The 22,141-nt window shown below is 68.3% G+C and carries 22 protein-coding genes; 16 read left to right on the forward strand and 6 right to left on the reverse strand.

Annotated elements, in window-relative coordinates; all coding sequences use genetic code 11:
• Nucleotide 1 precedes the first annotated feature (1 nt).
• The 9 genes from E6G92_11115 to E6G92_11155 all read left to right on the forward strand — a co-directional run bounded on the left by E6G92_11115 (nucleotide 2) and on the right by E6G92_11155 (nucleotide 9,441).
• The gene (locus E6G92_11115; GenBank protein ID TMJ20268.1) at nucleotides 2-349 is read left to right on the forward strand and encodes a hypothetical protein; all 348 of its coding nucleotides are present in this window, start codon (nucleotides 2-4) and stop codon (nucleotides 347-349) included.
• 75 nt (nucleotides 350-424) lie between these two features.
• A complete protein-coding gene (locus tag E6G92_11120) occupies nucleotides 425-3,670 on the forward strand; it encodes an amidohydrolase (GenBank protein ID TMJ20269.1) in 3,246 nt (1,081 codons plus the stop codon).
• Nucleotides 3,671-3,863: 193 nt separating this feature from the next.
• A complete protein-coding gene (locus E6G92_11125) occupies nucleotides 3,864-4,184 on the forward strand; it encodes a PilZ domain-containing protein (GenBank protein TMJ20270.1) in 321 nt (106 codons plus the stop codon).
• Between the two features lie 44 nt (nucleotides 4,185-4,228).
• On the forward strand, nucleotides 4,229-4,888 hold the full coding sequence (locus E6G92_11130; protein TMJ20271.1) for a glutathione S-transferase: 660 nt from the start codon (nucleotides 4,229-4,231) through the stop codon (nucleotides 4,886-4,888).
• 11 nt (nucleotides 4,889-4,899) lie between these two features.
• The gene (locus E6G92_11135; GenBank protein ID TMJ20272.1) at nucleotides 4,900-6,408 is read left to right on the forward strand and encodes an aldehyde dehydrogenase family protein; all 1,509 of its coding nucleotides are present in this window, start codon (nucleotides 4,900-4,902) and stop codon (nucleotides 6,406-6,408) included.
• 140 nt (nucleotides 6,409-6,548) lie between these two features.
• Nucleotides 6,549-7,562, forward strand: a complete 1,014-nt coding sequence (locus tag E6G92_11140) for a hypothetical protein (protein ID TMJ20273.1) — start codon at nucleotides 6,549-6,551, stop codon at nucleotides 7,560-7,562.
• A 118-nt stretch (nucleotides 7,563-7,680) separates the two neighbouring features.
• Nucleotides 7,681-8,403, forward strand: coding sequence for a Crp/Fnr family transcriptional regulator (locus tag E6G92_11145; protein ID TMJ20804.1), 723 nt, complete (start codon nucleotides 7,681-7,683; stop codon nucleotides 8,401-8,403).
• Nucleotides 8,404-8,460: 57 nt separating this feature from the next.
• A complete protein-coding gene (locus E6G92_11150) occupies nucleotides 8,461-9,180 on the forward strand; it encodes a Crp/Fnr family transcriptional regulator (protein ID TMJ20274.1) in 720 nt (239 codons plus the stop codon).
• Between the two features lie 18 nt (nucleotides 9,181-9,198).
• The gene (locus E6G92_11155; protein TMJ20275.1) at nucleotides 9,199-9,441 is read left to right on the forward strand and encodes a hypothetical protein; all 243 of its coding nucleotides are present in this window, start codon (nucleotides 9,199-9,201) and stop codon (nucleotides 9,439-9,441) included.
• Nucleotides 9,442-9,585: 144 nt separating this feature from the next.
• Here E6G92_11155 and E6G92_11160 read toward each other — a convergent pair whose 3' ends face one another.
• The gene (locus E6G92_11160) at nucleotides 9,586-9,831 is read right to left on the reverse strand and encodes a hypothetical protein (GenBank protein ID TMJ20276.1); all 246 of its coding nucleotides are present in this window, start codon (nucleotides 9,829-9,831) and stop codon (nucleotides 9,586-9,588) included.
• Nucleotides 9,832-10,129: 298 nt separating this feature from the next.
• Between E6G92_11160 and E6G92_11165 the strand changes: the two genes are divergently transcribed.
• The 3 genes from E6G92_11165 to E6G92_11175 all read left to right on the forward strand — a co-directional run bounded on the left by E6G92_11165 (nucleotide 10,130) and on the right by E6G92_11175 (nucleotide 13,751).
• A complete protein-coding gene (locus E6G92_11165) occupies nucleotides 10,130-10,855 on the forward strand; it encodes a Crp/Fnr family transcriptional regulator (protein TMJ20277.1) in 726 nt (241 codons plus the stop codon).
• A 232-nt stretch (nucleotides 10,856-11,087) separates the two neighbouring features.
• Nucleotides 11,088-13,148, forward strand: a complete 2,061-nt coding sequence (locus E6G92_11170) for a M13 family metallopeptidase (GenBank protein TMJ20278.1) — start codon at nucleotides 11,088-11,090, stop codon at nucleotides 13,146-13,148.
• A gap of 150 nt (nucleotides 13,149-13,298) precedes the next feature.
• On the forward strand, nucleotides 13,299-13,751 hold the full coding sequence (locus E6G92_11175; GenBank protein ID TMJ20279.1) for a UrcA family protein: 453 nt from the start codon (nucleotides 13,299-13,301) through the stop codon (nucleotides 13,749-13,751).
• Between the two features lie 58 nt (nucleotides 13,752-13,809).
• On the opposite strand, the gene E6G92_11180 is transcribed toward E6G92_11175, so the two are convergent.
• Nucleotides 13,810-14,283, reverse strand: coding sequence for a hypothetical protein (locus E6G92_11180; GenBank protein ID TMJ20280.1), 474 nt, complete (start codon nucleotides 14,281-14,283; stop codon nucleotides 13,810-13,812).
• A gap of 149 nt (nucleotides 14,284-14,432) precedes the next feature.
• Nucleotides 14,433-14,684 carry a DUF2171 domain-containing protein gene (locus E6G92_11185; GenBank protein TMJ20281.1) on the reverse strand — a complete coding sequence of 84 codons (252 nt, stop codon included), beginning with the start codon at nucleotides 14,682-14,684 and terminating at the stop codon, nucleotides 14,433-14,435.
• 123 nt (nucleotides 14,685-14,807) lie between these two features.
• On the opposite strand from E6G92_11185, the gene E6G92_11190 reads away from it, so the two are divergent.
• Nucleotides 14,808-15,746: a peptidylprolyl isomerase gene (locus E6G92_11190; GenBank protein ID TMJ20282.1), complete on the forward strand. Its 939-nt coding sequence runs from the start codon at nucleotides 14,808-14,810 to the stop codon at nucleotides 15,744-15,746.
• Here E6G92_11190 and E6G92_11195 read toward each other — a convergent pair.
• The 3 genes from E6G92_11195 to E6G92_11205 form a co-directional block, all read right to left on the reverse strand.
• On the reverse strand, nucleotides 15,718-16,227 hold the full coding sequence (locus E6G92_11195; GenBank protein ID TMJ20283.1) for a TIGR02281 family clan AA aspartic protease: 510 nt from the start codon (nucleotides 16,225-16,227) through the stop codon (nucleotides 15,718-15,720). The two genes, E6G92_11190 and E6G92_11195, sit on opposite strands and share 29 nt — an antisense overlap.
• A gap of 176 nt (nucleotides 16,228-16,403) precedes the next feature.
• Nucleotides 16,404-16,664 carry a hypothetical protein gene (locus E6G92_11200; GenBank protein ID TMJ20284.1) on the reverse strand — a complete coding sequence of 87 codons (261 nt, stop codon included), beginning with the start codon at nucleotides 16,662-16,664 and terminating at the stop codon, nucleotides 16,404-16,406.
• 129 nt (nucleotides 16,665-16,793) lie between these two features.
• Nucleotides 16,794-17,120 carry a hypothetical protein gene (locus E6G92_11205; protein TMJ20285.1) on the reverse strand — a complete coding sequence of 109 codons (327 nt, stop codon included), beginning with the start codon at nucleotides 17,118-17,120 and terminating at the stop codon, nucleotides 16,794-16,796.
• A gap of 95 nt (nucleotides 17,121-17,215) precedes the next feature.
• Here E6G92_11205 and E6G92_11210 point away from each other — a divergent pair, with 95 nt between their 5' ends.
• The 3 genes from E6G92_11210 to prsR are packed head-to-tail and all read left to right on the forward strand — an operon-like array spanning nucleotide 17,216 to nucleotide 22,010.
• Nucleotides 17,216-18,565 carry a TIGR03013 family PEP-CTERM/XrtA system glycosyltransferase gene (locus tag E6G92_11210; GenBank protein TMJ20286.1) on the forward strand — a complete coding sequence of 450 codons (1,350 nt, stop codon included), beginning with the start codon at nucleotides 17,216-17,218 and terminating at the stop codon, nucleotides 18,563-18,565.
• Complete coding sequence (gene prsK / locus E6G92_11215; protein ID TMJ20287.1) at nucleotides 18,562-20,634, forward strand: PEP-CTERM system histidine kinase PrsK; 2,073 nt, start codon at nucleotides 18,562-18,564, stop codon at nucleotides 20,632-20,634. Before E6G92_11210 ends, prsK begins: the two co-directional genes overlap by 4 nt.
• Nucleotides 20,631-22,010, forward strand: coding sequence for a PEP-CTERM-box response regulator transcription factor (prsR, locus tag E6G92_11220; protein TMJ20288.1), 1,380 nt, complete (start codon nucleotides 20,631-20,633; stop codon nucleotides 22,008-22,010). The genes prsK and prsR overlap by 4 nt, the downstream gene beginning before the upstream one ends.
• The last annotated feature ends 131 nt before the right edge of the window (nucleotides 22,011-22,141 follow it).

Consider the following 22,141-nt stretch of genomic DNA (forward strand, 5'->3'; position numbering starts at 1 on the left):
CATGTTTCGAGAAGCGATAGCGGCGACCCTCTTGGTTGCCGCCACGGCCACCATCGCCCAGCAGCCGCAAATCTCGGCCCAAGAGCGGGCGCGGCTACAGCGGCTGGGGGCGGCGCTGGCGGCCTGCCACGGCAATATCGTCCGCCGCGACGCGCCGGGCCGGTTCACCAGCGCCCAGATCGTCGATCGCGCGCTTGCCGGCTGCGCCAGCCGCGAGGCTGCGATCCGCGCCGCGCTCGTCCAGCATGTCGGCGCCGCGCGGGCGGCCCAGGCGATGCAGCAGCAGCGCACCCACTGGCGGCAGGGCATCGCCGGCATGGTGGCGCGGGCGCGCGCCCACCGCTCCTAGCTTCTTGCCCGTATTGGCGGAATAGTGCACCACCTCCGGGTTTCCTGACCCCGATTCCACCCGGAGTGCTCCCAGATGATCCGCAGCTTCGCCGCGCTTTCGCTTCTGCTCGTCTCGACCACGGCGCTGGCCCAGCGGCCGGCGCGCGACGCCGATGCGTGGGACGTCAACGCGCCGCCGGGCGCGCGTCTGAGGCAGGTGCCGATCAACGTCGATGAGGGCACGTGGATGAACGTCGACGTCAGCCCCGACGGGCGGACGATCGCGTTCGACCTGCTCGGCGACATCTACACGATGCCGATCGGCGGCGGCACGCCGACGCGGATCACGTCCGGCCTCGCCTTCGACATGCAGCCGCGCTTCTCGCCCGACGGGCGGCTGATCGCCTTCACCTCCGACCGCGGCGGCGGCGACAATATCTGGGTGATGAACACGGACGGATCGGGCGCGCGGGCGATCACGCGCGAGACCTTCCGCCTCTTGAACGCGCCGACCTGGAGCGCCGACGGCCAGTATATCGCCGCGCGCAAGCATTTCACCACCCAGCGTTCGCTCGGCACCGGCGAGATCTGGCTCTACCACGTCTCGGGCGTCGGCGACGGCGTGCCTTTGGTCGAGCGGCCCAACCAGCGCTTCCAGAAGGAGCTCGGCGAGCCCACCTTCTCGCCCGACGGCCAAGCCATCTATTTCAGCCGCAACACCACGCCCGGCGACGTCTTCGAATATGCCCAGGATTCGAACCAGGAAGTGTTCGCGATCGAGCGCTACGACATGGCGAGCGGCGAGCGCACCAGGATCGCCGGCGGGCCCGGCGGCGCGGTCCGCCCGACGCCCTCGCCCGACGGCCGCTACCTCGCCTACGTCCACCGCACCGGCGGCCATTCGCGCCTGTTCGTGCGCGATCTCGTCTCCGGCGAGGAGCAGCAGGTCTATGCCGATCTCGACCTCGATCTTCAGGAGACCTGGGCGGTCCACGGAGTCTATCCGGATATGGACTGGACCCCGGATTCGAACAGCATAATCTTCTGGGCCGGCGGCAAGATCCGCCGGGTCAACCGCGACGGAACCGGCGCCGCCGAAATCCCCTTCCGGATCAGCGACACCCGGGTCGTCGTCGATCCGCCGCGCCCGCTGATCGAGGTCGCTCCGCCGACGGTGACGACGCGTATGCCGCGCTTCGCCTCGCTCTCTCCGGACGGCCGCCGGATCGTGTTCGAGACTCTCGGGCGCCTCTACGTCCGCGACGTTGCGGGCTCGGGCGCGCCGCGGCCGCTGACCGCGCAGGACGGCGACTTCCAGCTCTTTCCGAGCTGGTCGCGCGACGGCAGCCGGATCGTGTTCGTCTCCTGGAACGACCAGCGGCTCGGCGAAATCCGCACCGTCTCCGCCGACGGCGGCAATCTGCGCACGATCACCCAGAATCCGGGCCATTACCGCCGCCCGCGCTTCTCCCCCGACGGCCAGATAATCGTCTACGAGGCCAGCGGCAGCGGCGGCCTGACCTCCAACCGCTGGTCCGACTCGACCGGCATCTTCCGCGTGCCGGCCAATGGCGGCGCGTCGACCCGGATCCTCGCCGAGGGCGGCAATCCGCAATTCGGCGCGGCTTCGGACCGGCTGTTCGTCGAGGTCAGCGAGCAGCAGAAGCAGAAGCTGATCAGCGTCGACCTGAGCGGCGGCGCTCGGCGCGAGCACGCCCAGGGCGAGATGGTGACCGAGTACGAGCTGTCGCCCGACGGCCGCACCCTCGCCTATCGCGAGGATTACAATCTGTTCGTCACGCCCTTCCCGGGCGCGGCCCATGCGCTCGACGTCAGCGCGCGCGGATCGCAGCTGCCGGTGACCCGGGTGACGGCCAATGGCGGCAATTATCCGGCCTGGACCGCGAACGGACGCCTGTCGTGGAGCCTCGGGCCGACGCTCTACGGCGCCAATGTGGCTGACATGCTGCGCAGCGCTCCCGGCGGCGGCGCCTATGCGCCGCCGGCCTCGGGAATTTCGCTGTCGATGACCGTCCCCGCGGACGTCCCGCAGGGCCTCACCGCCTTGGTCGGCGCCCGGATCGTGACCATGTCCAACCAGGACGGCGGGATCATCGACGACGGCGTGATCCTGATCGACGGCAACCGCATCCGCGCGGTCGGCCCGCGCGGCCAGGTGGCGATCCCCGCCGGAGCGCGGACGGTCGACGTCAGCGGCAAGACGATCATCCCGGGCCTGATCGACGGCCACGCGCACGGGCCGCAGGGCGAGGACGACCTCATCCCCCAGCAGAACTGGTCGGCCATGTCGCACCTCGCCATGGGCGTCACGACCGTCCACGACCCGTCGAGCACCGCTTCGGAAATCTTCCCGTCGTCGGAGATGCAGCGCGCCGGGATCATCGTCGCCCCGCGCACCTTCTCCTCGGCGGAGATCGTCTACGGCGCCCGCTCGCCGGGCCGCTACGCGCTGATCGACAATTACGGCGACGCGCTGGCCCACGTCCGCCGCCTTCGGCTCGAGGGCGCGCATTCCATCAAGAACTACAACCAGCCGCGCCGCAACCAGCGCCAGCAGGTGGTCGCCGCCGCGCGCGCCGAGAACATCCTCGTCGTGCCGGAGGGCGGATCGCTGTTCCAGATGGACATCACGCTGATCCAGGACGGCAATTCGACGCTGGAGCACAACATACCGCAGCAGCGGCTCTACGAAGACGTGGTTAGTCTCTTCTCGCAGACCCAGGTCGGCTATTCGCCGACCCTCATCGTCTCCTACGGAGGCCTCGCCGGCGATCCCTATTGGACCCAGGCGACTCCGGTGTGGAGCCATCCCCTGCTGACCCGCCACACCCCTCCGGCCGAGCTCGCCGCGCGCGTTCGGGCGACGACCGCTCCGGCCGACCAGTTCGCAGACCAGTACAATGCCCGCGAATCGCGCCGGCTCAACCAGCGCGGCGTTCTCGTCGGAATCGGCGGGCACGGGCAGCAGCCGGGAATCGGCGACCATTGGGAGCTTTGGAGCCACGTCCGCGGCGGCGCCACGCCGATCGAGGCGCTTCGCCACGGAACGATCGATCCGGCGCGGATGTACGGCTTCACCGACATCGGCAGCCTCGAGCCCGGCAAGCTCGCCGACCTCGTCATCCTCGACGCCGATCCCACGCAGGACATCCGCAATTCGGACCATATCAACCAGGTGATGCTCAACGGCAGGCTCTACGACGCCGCGACGCTCAACGAGACGGTCACCGGCAATAGGGTGCGCCAGCCCTATTTCTGGGAGCGCGACGGCGGCGGCACTGGGGCGAATCCGGTGACCATCGGGCGGGATGCGGATTGAGGCCAAGGAGTCACCCCGGCGAAAGCCGGGGCCCATGAACCGAAGCGGCGGAAAGGATGGCTGACGGCGTCGCCACAGTTTCAGACCATCGTGTTCATGGGTCCCGGCTTTCGCCGGGATGACTCCCAGTGCACCCCGCACTCTCCCGGCCGGCTTCGGTAGCATTTGAGTAAGCCTTTGCTGTCACTGTCCAATCTTCAGCGCTTCCGGGGGGAGACGCAGGTTGGCTTTGCAGTTGCACGAAGAGTTCGTCGAACAGCGCGCGGTTCCCCGCCACGAGGGGATCGTGGAGCATGGGGTGCTGGTCTTCCGCGGCGCGGAATACCCGGTCCCGGTGATCAACATCTCCACCCGCGGGGCGATGATCGAAAGCGCGATCGAGCCGCGGCTCGGCGAGAGCGTGATGATCCGCTTCGAAGGCTGCAGCCCGATCTACGCCTTCGTCCGCTGGATGCGCGATGGAAGGCTAGGGCTCAACTTCGGCTGCGAGATGATCCTCGGCGAGGCCCATTGAACGCCTAGGATGCAAGGTCTAGGGCCTCCGGCAAGGAGGCGCCTGTGATCGATCTCTACACCTCGCCGACGCCCAACGGCTACAAGATCACGATCCTGATGGAGGAGCTGGGCCTCCCCTACGCGGTCCACGCGATCGACCTTTCCAGCGGCGCGCAGAAGGAGCCCTGGTTCACCGAGATCAACCCCAACGGCCGGATCCCGGCGATCGTCGATCGCGGCAATGGCGACTTCCCGGTGTTCGAGAGCGGGGCGATCATGATCTACCTCGCCGAGCGCGCCGGCGCCCTGCTCCCGCACGACGAGAAGGATCGAAGCCGCGTGATCCAGTGGCTGATGTTCCAGATGGGCGGTCTCGGCCCGATGATGGGCCAGGCCAACGTCTTCTCGCGCTACTTCCCCGAAATCATCCCGGCGGCGATCGAGCGCTACCGGCGCGAGAGCCGGCGCTTGCTGGAGGTGCTCGACCACCGCCTGTCGGGCCACGAATATCTCGCCGGCGACTATTCGATCGCCGACATCGCCAATTTCTGCTGGGCGCAGACCCACGACTGGCCGGGAGTGTCGATCGAGGGCCTCCCGCACCTCCAGCGCTGGATCGACCTGATCGCCGTCCGCCCCGCCGTCCAGCGCGGGCTCCAGATTCCGCCGCGCCCGCAAGACGCCGAAGCGCTGGTCGAGAAGGCCAGGACGATGCTCGCCTGAAGGACGATTCCATGAACGAGATGACCGGCATTTCCGCCCAGCCCGCTTATTCCGACGGGGTCGCGGCCTTGCTGAAGCGCAGGCCGCAATTGTTCATCGACGGTGCCTGGGTCGATTCGAGCCACGGCGCAACGATCGCGGTCTACGACCCCTCGACGGGCCGCGAGATCGCGCGGATCGTCGATGCCTCCGACGCGGATTGCGACCGGGCGGTGGCGGCGGCGCGCGCCGCGTTCGACGACGGCCGCTGGTCCGGCCTTCCGCCGGCGAAGCGCGAGCGGGCGATCATGCGGCTCGCCGATCTGATCGAGGCCAACATGGCCGAGCTCGCCGAGCTGGAATCGATCGACAACGGCAAGCCGAAGATCGCGTCGGGCGGCTACGATCTGCCGAGGTGCGTCGAGACCCTGCGCTACTGCGCCGGCTGGGCGACGCGGATTTCGGGCGAGCATGTCGAGCCCGCTTCCTTCCCCACCGGATCGGTCCACGCCTATGTCCGGCGCGAGCCGGTCGGCGTTTGCGTTCAGATCGTGCCGTGGAACTTCCCGCTGATGATGGCCGTGCAGAAGATCGGCCCGGCGCTGGCGGCGGGCTGCACTTTGGTCCTCAAGCCGGCCGAGCAGACGCCGCTGACCGCGCTCCGCCTCGCCGATCTGGTGGCCGAGGCGGGCATTCCGGCGGGCGTGTTCAACCTCGTCACCGGCATGGGCGAGACGGCGGGCGACCGGCTGGTGCGCTCGCCCGACGTCGACAAAATCGCCTTCACCGGATCGACCGAGGTTGGCAAGATCATCAACCGCGCCGCGACCGACACTCTGAAGCGAGTCACGCTCGAGCTCGGCGGCAAATCGCCGGTGATCGTCCTGCCCGACGTGGACGTGGCGGGGGCCGCGGCCGGCGCCGCCCGCTCGATCTTCGCCAATTCGGGCCAGGTGTGCATCGCCGGCTCGCGGCTCTACGCGCACCGCGACATTTTCGACGCCCTGATCGAGGGGGTCGCGAAGGCGGCGGCCCAGTTCAAGGTCGGCCCAAGCCTCGCCCCCGACACGATCATGGGGCCGCTCGTCTCGACCGAGCAGCAGGAGCGGGTGATGGATTATATCGAACAGGGCAGGAAGGCCGGCGCCTCGGTCTTCCACGGCGGCGACGCGCCGGGGAGCGAGGGCTATTTCGTCAATCCGACGATCCTCGTCGACGTGAAGCCGGAGATGAGCGTGGTTCGCGAGGAGATTTTCGGGCCGGTGCTCGCCGCCCAGCGCTACGACGACCTCGACGAGGTCGCCAAGGCGGCCAACGACACCAGCTACGGCCTCGCCGCCTCGATCTGGACCCGCGACGTCTCGGCGATGCACAGGCTCGCCGCCAGGCTTCGCGCCGGAATGGTGTGGGGCAACGCCCCCTCGCTCGCCGACGTCACCCTGCCCTTCGGCGGCTACAAGCAATCGGGCTTCGGCCGCGAAAGCGGGCGCTACGGGATCGAGGCCTATACCGAGCTCAAGACGGTGGCGATCGCGCTCTGAGGTGGCGATCGCGCTCTGAGCACGCCCCTTCCGTCACCCTGAACTTGTTTCAGCATGACGGCTGAGGACAGCCAAGCCTTGATCCCCTAGCCCGGCCCCGCTTATGGCTGCGACGGGGCGACGGACAAGAAGGAACCACCATGCGCGTGACCCGCCCCCTGCTCGGCCTTGCCGCCCTCGGCCTCGCCGCGACATCCGCGGCGCAGAACGCCCCGCCGCAGCCCAGCCCACAGCCGGGCCTGTCCGGGCTCGAGAATACGGTCGGCGAGCTGCGCGACGAGCAGCCCGCAGCCGCGCCGCCCTCGCGTGAAGCGGAGCCTCCCGCGGTGCCCGTGCCGACGATGCCGGCGCCGGCCGCTCCGGAACGGGCCGCTCCGGCGACACCTGCGCCGCGCGCCCGGCCCGCCTTCGTCGAGCCGCTGAGCCCGGAGCAGCGGGCGACGCTCGACGCCGCCGTGCGGCGCGGCCGGCTTCTGGGGGCGATCGCCCGCGCCGGGATCCTCGCCACCCAGGACATGCTGAGCAGGGTCTCCGACCCCGCGGGCGCCGGCATATCGGGCTGGCTCGCCGAGGCCGAAGGCAATGCCGTCACGGTCACCTTCTATGCCGACGGCGACGGCGGAGCGCCGCCGGCCGCGGTCTACAAGGTCACCATCCTCGGCGGGCGGCCGACGGCGCGCGAGGTCTTCCTCGCCGGCAACCATCCGCCGCTGACTGGCCACCTCGCCCGAATGGCGGCGGCGCGCCGGGCCACCGAGGGGCTCGATCACCGCGCCTGCGGCGGCCAGGATTTCAACGTGCTCGTCGTTCCGCCCTCGGCTCCGGACGCGCCGATCGACGTCTACCAGATCAGCCCGCAGACCAGCCGGGGCCACTTTCCGATCGGCGGCCATTTCAAATCGACCATCGCCGCCGACGGCAGCGTCGTCGCCTCGCGCGGCTTCACCAATGCCTGCCTCGACGTCGCCGCGGCGGAGCCCGCCGCCGGGCAACAGCCCGCGCCGATCGCGGTCAACCACCTGCTCGATCCGCTGCCCACCGAGATTCACGTCTTCCTGGCGATCTGGATCGGCCATCCGCTGGCCGTCGTCGCGGGCGATCCCCAGCGCCTGTTCGCGGTTACTCCAGAGGGGATCGGAGAGGTTCCGCGCTGATTTTTGCGCGCGCGCCATCTTGCGAAGAATCCGGAGAAAACATAGCTATAGCATAACATAGATGAGCGATCCGCTCGTCGATGGCCGTTACCAGTGGTGAAAAGCAGGGGCGGTGGAATTGGCTGGCGCGTTACAACGACATCTGGAAGCGTTCACCCGGCTTTCGGAGCAGGACCGCGCGTTGCTGGATGCGTTGGTCCGCAACAACATCCGGCAGGCCGGGGCGCGGCGCGACCTCATCCGCGAAGGCGAGCGGCCGCGCGGCGTGATCGTCATCGTCGAGGGCTGGGCCTCCTGCTACAAGCAGCTGCCGGACGGACGGCGCCAGATCGTCTCCTTCCTCGTCCCCGGCGATCTCGGCGACGCGAACGTCTTCATCCTTCGCGAAATGGATCATTCGATCGGCGCGATCACCGACCTCGTCTATGCCGAGATCCCGCCCGCCGAATTCGAGGCGGCGATGGCCCAGAGCCCGCAGATCGCCCGTGCCATCTGGTGGCACGAGCTGGTCACCGCCAGCATCCACCGCGAGTGGACGACCAATGTCGGCCAGCGTACGGCCTATGAGCGGATCGCGCACCTTTTGTGCGAAGTGGTCGTCAAGCTCGAGGCGGTCGGGCTCGCCGCGGAGGGAAGCTGCTTCCTGCCGCTGACCCAGTCCGACCTCGCCGAGGCCACCGGCCTCACCTCGGTTCACGTCAACCGGACGCTTCAGGAATTGCGCCGCGACGGCCTGATCTCCCTCCAGAGCCGCCGCCTCACGATCCCAGATTTCGCCTCTCTGGCGCGCGCCGGGGGCTTCAACCGCGCCTATCTGCACCTCGAACGCGAAGCGGCCTGAGGGAGCGATCCGGCGCGTGCCGCGTTCCCTTCCCCGAGCCGCGGCAACGAAAGCGCGATGATCGAAGCCTTTCTCATGAAATTGCGGGCTCGGGACGACGTCTCGGCCGAGGAGGAGCGCGCGCTTCGCGCGGCGATCGGCGAGGTCCGCGAAATCGGCCCCGACAAGACGATCATCCGCGCCGGCGACGAGATCAGCGAGAGCACCCTGCTGATCGAGGGGCTGCTCTGCCGCTACAAGGACCTGCGCGACGGACAGCGGCAGATCATGGAGCTCCACGTGCCCGGCGATTTCGCCGACCTCCACAGCCTCACGCTGAAGCGGCTCGACCACAATGTGATGACCCTGACTCGCTGCCGCCTGGCGATGGCGCCGCACGAGGGCCTGCGCAAGATCACCGCCGATTACCCCCACCTCACCCGCGTCCTGTGGTTTTCGACCAACCTCGACGCCGCGATCCACCGCGAATGGATGCTCTCGCTCGGCCGCCGCTCGGCGCTGTCGCGCACGGCGCATTTCTTCTGCGAGATGCGCATCCGCCTGGGCCTGGTCGGCCTCGCCGACGACGACGGCTATCCGCTCAACCTGACCCAGGTCGACCTCGCCGAGTGCCTCGGCCTGACGTCCGTTCACATCAACCGCACGCTGAAGGAGCTGCGCGAGCGCCGTCTCGTCGAGTTCCGCGGCGGGCGGGTTTCCATTCACGATCTCGCGGGGCTGGAGCGCGTGGCCGAATTCGATCCCGCCTATCTCCATCTCGAGCGGCGGGGCCGGTAAGGAGTCGCGGAAGGCACGATGCCCCATTACTACTTCCACGTTCACAACAGCATCGGCTTCGTCGAGGACGAGGAAGGCCGCGATCTGCCCGACCGGGACGTCGCCCGCCAGGAGGCGATCAAGGGCATTCGCTCGATCCTCAGCGAGGATGTGCTCGGCGGATTCATCGATCTGGCCGGCCGGATCGAGGTGGTCGAGGAAGGCAGCGGCGATCCCGCGCTGACCGTGCCGTTCGACGAGGCGGTGGACGTTCGGACGTAGATCGGATTCGCTTATGCTGAACCGCTCATCCTGAGGAGGGACTGAGCTTGGCGAAGGCCCGTCTCGAAGGACCGTCCTTCGAGACGCCGTTTCGACAAGCTCAACGGCTCCTCAGGATGAGCGCAGCGGGGGAGTCAGATCTGTTCAGTGCGCCGGCACGATCACCACCGCGTCCGCGAACGGGAGCGAGTGGACGATCGCGCCCCCCTCATTCTCCACGTCCAACCGCATGTTGAAGGGGATTCGTCCCTCGAGCGCTTCGGCGCTGAGGATCGAGCGTGCGGCGACCAACGTCTTGGCGACGATCGCCGCGATGTCGGGCAGCTCGCAGCCTTCCGGATCGAGAAGGATGTCCTCGCCGTCGCGGAGGTGAAAGAAATAATGGGCCATGCGCTTCCTCGCGTGCCAGGCGGGAGCGCAAAATCGGTCTCTCAGCCGCCGAGGCCTGGAAATCCCGCTCGGCGATGCCGCCTCATAAACCCAAATCCGTGATCGCTCAACGGTTTATGATGCAGATTGGCTACGCGAAACCATCATAGGATAAGATTGTCGCGCGAAAATGTGTTAAGGATGTAAAATCGTCGGGCGGATATTCCGGGCTCCGACGGCTGAGAGACCCCCTTGCTCGCGCTCCCGCCCTCGCTCGATGCGGAGATGCGCCATTACCACCGATCCAACATTGAGGCTGATGCTGCGCAAGTTCGAGCGCCGGGCCTCCCTCGACGAGGGGGACCGCCAGGCCCTGCTCGATCTTCCGCACAGGGTCCAGACCGTCGAGCCCGCGAGCTACATCCTTCGCGAGGGCGACCGGCCCGACCGCGCCTGCCTGATCCTTTCCGGCTTCGCCTATCGCCACAAGGTGACGGTCGACGGTTCGCGGCAGATCGTCAGCGTCCATGTCCCGGGCGATTTCGTCGATCTCGAAGGCGCATTGCTCAACGTCGCCGATCACAACGTCCAGGCGCTGACCCGCTGCGAGCTGGCCTTCGTTCCGCGCGACGCCCTGCGCGCCTTGATCCTCACCCATCCGAGAGTCGCCATGGCGATGTGGATCGATACCCTGATCGACAGCTCGATCTTCCGCGAATGGGTGGTCAATGTCGGCCGCCGCGACGCCCGCTCGCGAATCGCCCACCTGCTGTGCGAGTTCGCCCGGCGGATGGAGGTGGCGGGCCTCGCCGACGAATATCGCTACGAGCTGCCGATGACCCAGGAGCAGATCGCCGATTGCACCGGCCTCACCCCGGTCCACGTCAACCGGGTGCTCAAGACGCTCGACCGCGAGGGGCTGATCCGGCGCGACCGCCGCTTCGTCGCCATCCCCGATTGGGGGGCGCTCCGCCAGGTCGCCGGCTTCAGCGAAATCTACCTCCACCTCGACCAGGTCCAGCGCGACATCGCCCGGCCAAGCTGAGCCCGGCCCGTCATTGCGAGCGGAGCGAAGCAATCCAGTGCTGGGCCCGAGGTCCGCTGGATTGCTTCGGCCCCCGGCTTTCGCCGGGGTCCTCGCAATGACGGCGGGCGCCCGCAAAATCGCAAGAACGATCAAGCGTTTCGTCAAAAAGCGCTTGCCAAAAGCGCGGCCAGCCGGAACGGAGCGGCGGGGACTCAATTCGGGAGCGGCGGGGCAATCCCCGTCACGCCGCATGGGAGAATCGTTCATGAATCGCAATCGCTTGAAGCTGGCCGCGGCGCTCCTGCTCGCGGCCGCCGCGCCGGTGTTGGCGCAGGGCTCCACCAACGCCGCGCAGCGGCCGAGCGCCGCCTCGCGCTACGCGCCCTGGGGCGTCGACCTTTCCGCGCGCGATCCTTCGATCAAGCCCGGCGACGATTTCTGGCGCTACGCCAACAACACCTGGTTCCAGGGCAACCCGATCCCCGCCGACCGCTCCGCGTGGGGCGTCGGCACCGTATTGTCCGAGGACGTCGAGGCGCAGCTTCGCGACATCGTCGAGACCGCCAATCGCGGCACCGACCCGACCAGCCGCCAGGTCGCCGCGATGTACGCCAGCTACATGGACGAGGCGGGGATCGAGCAGCGCGGCGCGGCGGTTCTCCGCCCCTATCTCGACCAGATCGCGGCCGCCCAGACCCGCGACGACCTTCTGCGGCTGTTCGCCAAGCCCGGCTTCCCCTCGCCGGTCGGAGTCGGAATCACCCCCGATCCGGCCGATCCGACCCATTATGTCGTCGGCGCCGGCCAGGGCGGGCTCGGCATGCCGAACCGCGATTATTACCTGCGCGAGGGCGCCCAGTTCGACGCCTATCGCGCCGCCTACCGCAATTATGTAATCACCATGCAGCGGCTCGCCGGAATCCCCGATCCGGAAGCCAAGGCCGACGCGATCATCGCGCTCGAGCGGCGGATCGCAGAGGCGCACTGGACGCCGGAGCGCAACCGCGACGTCACCCAGTCGATCAACCCGATGACTCCGGCCCAGCTCCAGGAGCTCGCGCCGCAGTTCAACTGGCCCGTCACTCTCGCCTCTCAAGGGCTCACCAACGTCCAGAAGATTATCGTTCGCCAGCCTTCGGCGATTCAGGCCGAGGGCCAGCTGTTCGCCGAAGTGCCGCTGCAGACCTGGAAGGACTGGCTCGCCTTCCACTTCATCCGCAGCTACGCGCAATATCTGCCGCGCGCGTTCGACGAGGCCGATTTCGAATTCTATTCGCACACCCTGCGCGGGCAGGAGCGGCAGCGCGATCGCTGGAAGCGCGGCCTGGGCGTGCTCAACGGAGCGCTCGGCGAGGCGGTCGGCAAAATCTATGTCGAGCGCCACTTCCCCGACACCAGCCGCCAGCAGATGACCGAGCTGGTCGGCGATCTTCGCGCCGCGCTAGGCGATCGCCTGCGCGCCAACAGCTGGATGGACGAGGCGACCCGCACCGCCGCCATTGCCAAGCTCGACGCCTTCGATCCCAGAATCGGCAATCCGGTGCGCTGGATCGATTATTCCTCGATCCGGATCGATCCGCACGACCTGCTCGGTAACGTATTGCGGGCGTCCGAATTCCAGTGGAATTTGCAGCTCTCGCGCTATCCGAACCCGGTCGACCGTTCGCTGTGGGCGATGACTCCGCAGACGATCAACGCCTATTACAGCCCGCTCACCAACCAGATCACCTTCCCGGCCGCGATCCTGCAGCCGCCTTATTTCAATCCGACGGCCGACCCGGCGGTCAATTACGGCGCGATCGGCGCGGTGATCGGCCACGAAATCGGCCACGGATTCGACGATCAGGGCAGCCGCTTCGACCCCCAGGGGCGCCTGCGCAACTGGTGGTCGGACGCCGCCCGCGCGCGCTTCACCGAGCTGACCCGCCGCTTCGGCGAGCAGTACAACCAGTTCGAGGTGGCCGGCCAGCACGTCAACGGGCAGCTGACCATGGGCGAGAATATCGGCGATCTGGGCGGGCTCGAAATGGCCTATGCCGCCTACCAGCGCTACCAGGCGCGGCACGGCCGGGCGCCGGTGATCGACGGCCTGACCGGCGATCAGCGCTTCTTCCTCGCCTTCGCCCAGGCCTGGCGCAACAACGTCCGCGAGGGCGCGCTTCGCCAGCAGGTGCTGACCGATCCGCACAGCCCGCCGCAATTCCGGGTCAACGGAGTCGTTCGCAACGTCGACGCTTGGTACCGGGCGTTTAACGTCCAGCCCGGCGACCAGCTCTATCTCCCGCCCGAGCAGCGGGTGCACATCTGGTAGCCGCCCGCGAATCGCGACCTTTCGAAAGGGGCCGGGAAACCGGCCCCTTTGTTTTTGTCCGGCGCATCGCCCTTCCGTCGATCCGCGGCGGCGGTTGATCGAAGGGCGCGGCGGTTCGCCTAAGCGCGGTGCGCCTCCGCCGAAACGGAAATGAATCTCCCGGCGGCCGCGGCGAAGAAGGCTTCACCGTTCAACGCCAATCAAAGGGAAACCGCCATGACCATCAAGTCCAAGACCCTCCTGATCGCCGCCGCCGTCGCTTCCATCGCCACCGGCACCGCCGCCGCCGCCCAGGGCCGCGACGTCACCATCCTCGCCCCGACGCTCCCCTCCGATGTGCTGGTGCAGGTGGTCCGCTACGGCGATCTCAACCTGTCGAGCCCGGCCGGCCAGGCCCGCCTCGAGGACCGCGTGCGCAGCGCCGTCGACAATGTCTGCCCGGCGGGCTTCGCGATCGACCTCAACGCCGCTTCGCAGTCCAGCGCCTGCAAGATCGCCGCCTATGGCGACGCCCGCAGCCAGATGGACCAGGCGATCGCCCGGGCCCGCTCCGGCCAGCTCGCCTCGGCCGGCGGCGCCCTGCGCATCGCCGCGCGCCGCTAAGCTTCCCCCCGTCCCCCGGGGCCGGGCGGGCGTTCCCTTCGGGGAGCGCCCGCCTTTTTCATTCCCGCTCGCGCAGGAGGGCCGAAAGAGTCCAGCCGTCGCGGCCCCGCCCCCGGCCGTTGACCGCCTCGTCCAGATACCAGCGCCCGCCGTCGCGCACGAAGAAGAAGCGCGTCGAATCCGCGCGGTCGATGTTGGTCCAGTGCGCCTCGATCACCCGGTGATCGGGGCCGAAATCATATTGGACGAAGCTGACGCGCGATATCGACCAATCCTGAGCGTTGACCCACCAATCGAAATCGAGCGCTCCCACCAGATCGTCGTGGCCGCGCTGCCATGAATCGTAGGATTCGAACAAAGCGCGCAGGCGATCCGAATAGGCGTAGGACGAATCGGGCGGCGGCGAATCCGGATGAGCGCGATAAGCTTCGTAAACCTGCGCCACGAAGGCGCGCGGATCCTCGACGCCGGGTTGCGGGGCCGCGAATGCGGCGAGCATCAGAGCCGCCAGAATCAGAAAGAGCTTGCCCATCGCATTCCTCCCCGGCGCGCAATGAGCGCGAGCGGGAGGCTGATTGCAAGCACCTCGTCATCGCGAGCGAAGCGAAGCGATCCAGTGCGGCATCACCGCTCCACTGGATTGCTTCGTCGCTTCACTCCTCGCAATGACGGATCGGGCGGTCAGTCGTTCTCTTCCTCGGCGAACAATTCGGTCGCGACGTCGGCATTGGCGGAAAGGCGCACCTGATCGCCATCGACCGCTGCGACGAGGCCGAGCGAGATGTAATGATGGTGGCCCTCGTGGCTGCCCTGGCCGCTGTCGGCCTTGGTCAGCTTGATCCGGTCGCCATCGACCTTGTCGACCGTGCCGACGCGGACGCCGTCGGCGCCGATCACTTCCATATGCTCGCGAATGTCGTCCCTGGCAGCCATGGCGCTTCTCCTTATCGAAACTGGGTGTGCCTGCTGAACCGCCCGGACGGGCCGACTGTTCCGGCTTGATCGCGCCGCCCTTTCCGGCGAACCATCGCGCCAACGCAACATGGGGTCACGATCATGCGCCGCTTCGCCGCTCTCGCCGTCCTTTTCGCCACCGCCGCGGCGGCCCAGCCCGGCGCCTGGCGGCCCGCCCCCGTCACCGGGGCGACCGAGCCGTCCGAGGTCGTCGCGCATTCGGCGGCGACAGACTGGCGGCCGGTGGATCCCGAGAATCTGCTGGTGATGGAGCTGGCCGACGGGGCCAAGGTCTATATCGAGTTGGCGCCGGATTTCGCGCCGGTCCACGTCGCCAACATCCGCCGCTACGCCCGCGGCGGCTGGTGGAACGGAGCGACGATCTACCGGGTGCAGGACAATTATGTGACGCAGTGGGGCAATGGCGATGCCAGCGTGCCGCTGCCCCAGGGCGTGGTGGCCCGGCCCCCGGCCGAATATGAGCGCGGCAGCGAAGGCCTCGCCATCCGCCCGCTCGGCTTTCCCGACAGCTACGCACCGGCGGCCGGCCACGTTAACGGCTGGCCGGTCGCCTACGATCCGGAGCGCTCCAGCGCCTGGCTCACCCATTGCTATGCCAGCGTCGGCGTCGGCCGAGACCTGGCGCCCGACACCGGCACGGGCGGCGAGCTCTACGCGGTGATCGGCCACGCTCCGCGCCCGCTCGACCGCAACATCGCCAATGTCGGGCGGGTGATCGAGGGCATGGCCGCCCTCGCCGCCCGCCAGCGGGGCACCGGCAATCTCGGCTTCTACCAGGCCGAGCGCGGAGAGACTCCGGTCCCGATCCGGTCGGTGCGCGTGGCCGCGGACATGCCGGCCGCGGAGCGCCCGCAATTCGAGGCGATGCGCACAGACACGGAAACCTTTTCCGCTTACGTCCGCGGCCGGGCCAACCGGGGCGGGGCCTTCTTCAATGTGCCGGCGGGCGGCGTCGACATCTGCAACGTCAACGTGCCGGTCCGGCGGCGGCCTAGCGCAGCACCATCCGGTCGCCGCTGATCTCCACGGTGCCGACGCGCTCGAGATAGGATTGGCCGAGCAGCGAGACCTGCAGCTGGTCGGCCACCGCGGCGCGCACGTCGCGCGCCTCGAGCGGGCCGATCGCCACCCGGTCGATCGTCACCGGGATCACCTCGATCACACCGCCCGCCCCGCGCGCCGAGGCGCGTGTCGAGGGCAAGGCGATGCCGGCCCGGCGCGCGTCGGCGCCGGTCAGGGCGACGACCGAGGCGCCGGTATCGACGAGGAAGCGGACCGAGGCTCCGTTGACCTGGGCGTCGACGTAGAAATGGCCGTCCGCGGCGCGGAGAATCTCGCGCCGGGCATAACCATTGCCCGCCCTGGGCGCGGGCGCCGGGGCGGCCGGCTGGAGCGCCCCCCGAGGCTCGGCCTCGGGCGCTTCGCCGGACAGGTTCGGCGCGATCAGCGCGACGCCGAGCGCGGCGACTCCGAGCCAGAGCAGATTGCTTCCCGCGGACATAGCCCGCTCATAGCGCCTGGCCGGCCAATGCCCGGTTAACGCGGGCGAAAAGACGGCGCCCGCCGGATATTATCCGACGGGCGCCAACGCCTCTCCTGGCTGATTGGCACTTCGAGCGCAGGCGGGGCGCGCTTCCGCCGCCATTGGCCGGGCAGCGGAGAGGGATTCCTGCCTGATCAGGCCGCGTGCGATTCCGGGATATACCGGCGGCGCACGGTGCGAACGATCTGCCCGCCGGCGACCAGAGGCGCGCTCTCGAGCGGCAGCGCAGTGCCGCAGAAGGCGCATTCGGCCATCATCCGGCCGATATACCAGTGCGTACGCCCGCAACCCGGGCAATGGTTCGTCTGATCGTCGCGATAGCAGATGTGATACCCGCGCATCGCCACCGGGGGGACGAGGCTCCCGCCCCGCGCTTCCAGAACATTCGTCGCCATTACATCGGCTCCTTCCAAACCCACTTGCGCGCATCAACGCCGGTCGTCGGGAGGAAGTTGCAATGGAAAGGACGGCGCGCGCATTTTGCCGCGGCTGCCCTTCCCGATTTCGCAAGCCGGTCGAACGGCTTATTCGGACTGCGGAGCCCCGCTCGGAGCCGCTGCCGTCTCTGCCGGAGCGCCCGCGGGCGCTTCGCCCGGCGTGGTCTGCGATGCCGCGACCGGAGCCGCGCCGCCGACCGGAATCATCGTGATGTGTAGCGGATTGGGACGAAGATCGTTGAGCGAGCCGTTGCTCGCGTCGACCACGCCGCCGACGATCCCGCCGAAGATGGCGTTGCCGGCGAGCGCGGTGCCGCCGCCGGCGCGCATGCGGCTGTGCACCTCGGCTTCGGCCGGCTGGTAGCCGTCCATCGTCGCGGTGACGACGAAGTCGTCCTTGCGCTTCAGCCGCAAGGCCGCAGCGGTCTTTACCGAAACTTTGTCAATTTATCCGACAGTGCCGGCATGTCGGAGAGGCTTACACCCAGGCTGCGGCGGGCAGGCCGGCGATGATCCGGCTGTTCAAGCATTATGTGCCCTTCGCGGTCCTGCTGCTGGGAGCGATCGACTTCGCCTTGCTCCTGTTCGGCGCGGAGGCCGGGTGGGCGCTTCGTTTCTGGCAGGTTTCGGGGACGTTCGACCTGCAATCCGCGCCGCTTCCCAGCATGATCGCCTTCGCCGCGGCGCTCCAGACGGCGATGGTCGCCGTCGGAGTCTACGGGATCGAGGCGATCCGATCGGTGCGCTTCGCGACGGCGCGTCTGCTCGTCGCGGTCGCGCTCGGCATTTTGCTGCTTTCGGTTCTTTTCTTTCTTTTTCCGCCGGTCAGCTTCTGGCGATCGAGCCTGCTCTACGCGACGGCCTTCGCGCTGCTGGGGATGATCGCCGTGCGCACGGCGCTTCGCGACACGCTCGGCAGCGAGCGGTTCAAGCGGCGGGTGATGGTGCTTGGAACGGGCGTGCGCGCCAAGCGGATCGAGGCCCTGGCGGCGCGGACCGGCGCGGGCTTCGCGGTGGTCGGCGTAGTCGACATGAACGACAGCGCAGGTCTCCCCGCCCAGGCGCTCCGCCTCAGCGCGGGCGAGCTGGTCCTCGCTCTGGAGGAGCGGCGCAATGCCCTGCCGCTCGGCGATCTGCTCAAGATCAAGACGACCGGGGTCCAGGTCCACGATTTCTCTTCGTTCATCGAACGCGAGACCGGCCGCGTCGACCTCGACAGCCTCAACCCTTCCTGGCTGATCTTCTCCGACGGCTTCTCGGCCGGGCGGCGCCTGTCGACCATCGCCAAGCGGCTGTTCGACGTCGTGGCCAGCGGGCTTCTGCTCGTGCTCACCTTGCCGCTCGTCGCGCTGACGGCGCTCGCGGTGAAGATCGAGAGCGTCGGCCCGGCCTTCTTCCGCCAGCGCCGCGTGGGCCTCTACGGCCAGCCGTTCGACGTCATCAAGCTGCGCTCGATGCGCGAGGACGCCGAAGTGGGCGGCAAGGCCGTCTGGGCGCAGAAGGACGATCCCAGGGTCACCCGGGTCGGGCGAATCATCCGCAAGCTTCGAATCGACGAGCTGCCCCAGGCCTGGTCGGTGCTGAAGGGGGACATGAGCTTCGTCGGGCCCCGCCCCGAGCGGCCCCAGTTCGTCGCCGACCTCGAGGCGCGGCTGCCTTATTATGCCGAGCGCCATGTGGTGAAGCCCGGCATCACCGGCTGGGCGCAGATCAACTATCCCTATGGCGCGAGCGTCGAGGATGCGCGCGAGAAGCTCGAGTTCGACCTTTATTACGCCAAGAATTACTCGCCCTTCCTCGATCTCCTGATCCTGCTCCAGACCGCGCGCGTCGTGATCTGGCCGGAGGGCGCGCGATGACCGGCTTCGTCGCCCTGTGGAGCCATTTGCTCGCCGCGGCGCTCTACGGCGCGCTGGCCGTCTATCAGCTGCGCCGCTGGCACGGCGATCCGCTGAGCCGCCCGCTCGTCACCGCCTTCGCGGCCATGGCGGTGTGGACGATATTCCTCGCTCTGCTCGGCCCCTACACCTATCTCGCCCAGCTCGCCGAGAGCGGCCGAAACCTCGCCTTCCTGGCCTTCATGTACGGCCTGCTCACGGCCGCCGAAGACCATCGCGGGCAGCGGGCGGTCAAGGGGCTGTTCGCCGCCGTGGCCGCAGTCGTGGGCCTTCAAATCGTGGTCGGCGGAGTGATGCCCGAATTCGAGCGCGCGCCGCTGATCTTCGAGATGCTGGCTTCGTCGAGCCAGGCCATCGGGCTGATCATCGCCGCCGGAGCGCTCGTACTCGTCCACAATCTTTACGGCCAGGCGGCCCCCGGCTCGCGGCCGGCGCTGAGCCTGGCGATGCTCGCGCTGGCGGGCATGTGGGCCTACGATCTCCACCTCTACACCATCGCCTTCTTCTCCCGCTCGCCGGCCGGCGACCTCTTCGCGCTTCGCGGCATCGTCCTTTCCGCCCTCGCGGCTTTGTTCGCGATGGCCGCGCGCAACGCTACCTGGAAAATCCAGATTTCCCGCGCCGCGACCTTCCAGTCGGTCTCGCTGATCGCCATCCTCGTCTACCTCGTCGCGATGATGCTCGCCGCCCGGGCGATGGAGATCGTCGGCGGAGATTGGGTCCGGATCGGCCAGGTCGGGGTGGTCTTCGTCACCACGCTGACGGCGCTCGTTCTCCTTCCTTCGGCCAAGCTTCGGGCCTGGACCCGGGTCGTGCTGCTCAAGCATCTGTTCGAGCATCGCTACGATTACCGCCAGGAATGGCTGCGCTTCACCGACACGGTCGGGCGCCAGAGCGGCGCGAGCCTCGAGGAACGCGCGGTCAAGGCGATCGCGGACATTGCGGGCGCGCCGGCCGGGCTGCTGATCGCCTGCGACGAGGGCTATCGCCTGTCGAGCGCGGGCAGCTGGAACTGGACCCAGCCGGTCGCGACCGCGGAAGACGCCGAGCCGCTGCTGCGTCACATCGAGAAGAGCGGCTACGTCCTGGAATTCGAGTCCATCCGCGGCGGCTGGCTCGCCCACGGCGAATTGCGCGTGCCGGTTCCCGCCTGGCTCGCCGGAATCGAGAGCGCATGGGCCGGCGTTCCGCTGATCCACGGCGGGCGGCTCGCCGGGCTCGTCATCCTCGCCTGCCCCGCCGTGCGCCGGGCGCTCGACTGGGAGGATTTCGACCTGTTCCGCAACGCCGGAATCCAGGCGGCCTCCTACATCGCCGAGGCGCGAAGCCAGCAGGCGCTCGCCGACGCCCGGCGCTTCGACGAGTTCAATCGCCGATTCGCCTTCATCCTCCACGACATCAAGAATCTCGTCAGCCAACTGAGCCTCGTCGCCCGCAACGCAGAGCGGCACGCGGAGAACCCCGAATTCCGCGCGGACATGATCGCCACGCTGCAAAGCTCCGTCAGGAAGATGAACGACATGCTCGCCCGTTTGTCCCCGGGCGCGGCCCGCGGCGCGGAGCCCGCCCGGCCGGTTGCCGTCCGCCCCTTGATCGAGGCGATCGCCGCGGCGAAGAGCCGGCTCCATCCGGTCCGCTTCGCCGGCGAATCGGAGCTGATCGCTCTGACCGACGCGGCCGCGCTCGAACAGGCGATCGGTCATCTCGTGCAGAACGGGATCGAAGCCAGCCCGGCCGGGGAGCCGGTCGAGATCCGGCTCTACGAGAGCGGCGGCGATGTCGCCATCGACATCGTCGACCGCGGCCACGGGATGTCTCCCGCCTTCGTCCGCGACCGGCTGTTCCAGCCGTTCGTGTCGACCAAGGAATCGGGCTTCGGAATCGGCGCCTTCGAGGCCCGCGAGCTGATCCACGCGATGGGCGGCCGCCTCGACGTCGAGAGCGCCGAGCAGCACGGCACCTGCTTCACCCTCTATCTTCCGGCGGCCGAGGATCGGGCCGCCTTTGTCTATGAACGGATGCGCGCATGAATGCCCCGATCGACCCCAAAAGCTTCAAGCCAAAGCTGCTGATCGTCGAGGACGACGAGGGGCTGCAGCGCCAGTTGCGCTGGGCCTATGACGATTACGAGGTGCTCGTCGCCTCCGACAGGAACGCGGCGATCGAGCTGATCCGCTCGGCCGAGCCTGCGGTGGTCACGCTCGACCTCGGCCTGCCGCCCGATCCGGACGGAGTCTCGGAAGGCTTCGCTGCGCTCGAGACGATCCTGACCCTGAAGCCGGAGACCAAGGTGATCGTCGCCTCGGGCCACGGCGCTCGGGAAAGCGCTCTTCGGGCGATCGCATCGGGCGCCTATGATTTCTACCACAAGCCGGTCGACATCGATCAGCTCGGGCTGATCGTGAAGCGCGCCTTCCAGCTTCACGGGCTGGAGGACGAGAACCGCCGGCTTGAAAGCCGGGTCGGCGACGACCGCACCGTGCTCGGCTCGATGGTCACCGCTGCGCCGGAGATGGTGAAGGTCGCGCGGACGATCGAGCGCGTGGCCGGCACCGACGTCTCGGTCATGCTGCTCGGCGCCTCGGGCACCGGCAAGGAGCTGCTCGCCCAGGGCGTCCACCGCACCAGCCGCCGCCGCGCGGGAGGCTTCGTCGCGATCAACTGCGCGGCGATTCCCGAAAACCTGCTCGAGGCCGAATTGTTCGGCTACGAAAAGGGCGCGTTCACCGGGGCGATCAAGACGACCGAGGGAAAGATCGAGCTCGCCCATGGCGGCACCCTGTTCCTCGACGAGGTCGGCGACATCCCGCTGCCCTTGCAGGTCAAGCTGCTTCGCTTCCTCCAGGAGCGGGTGATCGAGCGTATCGGCGGCCGGCGGACGATTCCGGTCGACACGCGGATCGTCTGCGCCACCCACCAGAATCTGGAGGAGATGATCCGCGCCGGGACGTTCCGGGAGGACCTATACTACCGGCTCGCCGAAATCGTGGTGCGGATCCCGTCGCTCGCCGAGCGGCACGGCGACGCCGCCCTGCTCGCCAAGCATTTCCTGTCGCGCTTCGCCCGCGAGATGAACCCGCAGGTGAAAGGCTTCGCGCCCGGGGCGCTGGCGGCGATCGAGACCTGGGCCTGGCCCGGCAATGTGCGCGAGCTCGAGAACCGGCTCAAGCGCGCGGTGATCATGGCCGAGGGCAAGCTGATCACGGCCGAGGATCTCGATCTCGCGGCGCCGGACGGCGAGACTCTGCCGGTCAACCTCAAGGCCGCGCGCGAATGCGCCGACCGCCAGGTGATCCGCAAGGCGCTGGCCCAGGCCGACGGCAACATCTCCGCCGCCGCCAAGCTGCTCGGCATCAGCCGGCCCACCCTCTACGACCTCCTCAAGCAATATGGGCTGCAGGGGTAAGCGGGATGACCTGGCGCCTTCGCCCCACCGAGTCATCCCGGCGAAAGCCGGGACCCACGAACACCGCCTTCATCGATCAGGCGAAGGCGCCTTCGCGTTCGTTCTCCTGCCTTCGTTCATGGGTCCCGGCC

It is taken from the genome of Alphaproteobacteria bacterium, from assembly GCA_005883305.1.
GTDB lineage: Bacteria > Pseudomonadota > Alphaproteobacteria > Sphingomonadales > Sphingomonadaceae > Allosphingosinicella.